The 935-nt window shown below is 52.6% G+C and carries 1 rRNA gene; it reads left to right on the top strand.

From position 1 onward, the window contains the following. A 23S ribosomal RNA gene (locus WFP70_RS26485) occupies positions 1–935 on the top strand; the annotation flags it as partial.

The following is a 935-nucleotide window of genomic DNA, read 5'->3' as shown; positions in this document are numbered from 1 at the left end:
AGAATGTTATCACGGGAGACACACGGCGGGTGCTAACGTCCGTCGTGAAGAGGGAAACAACCCAGACCGCCAGCTAAGGTCCCAAAGTCATGGTTAAGTGGGAAACGATGTGGGAAGGCACAGACAGCCAGGATGTTGGCTTAGAAGCAGCCATCATTTAAAGAAAGCGTAATAGCTCACTGGTCGAGTCGGCCTGCGCGGAAGATGTAACGGGGCTAAACCATGCACCGAAGCTGCGGCAGCGACACTATGTGTTGTTGGGTAGGGGAGCGTTCTGTAAGCCGTTGAAGGTGAACTGTGAGGTTTGCTGGAGGTATCAGAAGTGCGAATGCTGACATAAGTAACGATAAAGCGGGTGAAAAGCCCGCTCGCCGGAAGACCAAGGGTTCCTGTTCAACGTTAATCGGAGCAGGGTGAGTCGACCCCTAAGGCGAGGCTGAAAAGCGTAGTCGATGGGAAGCAGGTTAATATTCCTGCACTTGGTGTTACTGCGAAGGGGGGACGGAGAAGGCTAGGTTATCCGGGCGACGGTTGTCCCGGTTTAAGCATGTAGGCGGAGAGTTTAGGTAAATCCGGATTCTTATTAACGCTGAGGTGTGATGACGAGTCACTACGGTGATGAAGTAACTGATGCCCTGCTTCCAGGAAAAGCCTCTAAGCTCCAGGTAACACGAAATCGTACCCCAAACCGACACAGGTGGTCAGGTAGAGAATACCAAGGCGCTTGAGAGAACTCGGGTGAAGGAACTAGGCAAAATGGTGCCGTAACTTCGGGAGAAGGCACGCTGTCATCAGGTGAAGTCCCTCGCGGACGGAGCTGAAGGCAGTCGAAGATACCAGCTGGCTGCAACTGTTTATTAAAAACACAGCACTGTGCAAACACGAAAGTGGACGTATACGGTGTGACGCCTGCCCGGTGCCGGAAGGTTAATTGA

The organism is Pantoea sp. USMM079 (genome assembly GCF_037153115.1).
Lineage (GTDB): Bacteria > Pseudomonadota > Gammaproteobacteria > Enterobacterales > Enterobacteriaceae > Pantoea > Pantoea communis.
This window is presented reverse-complemented; position numbering and strand designations above follow the sequence as displayed.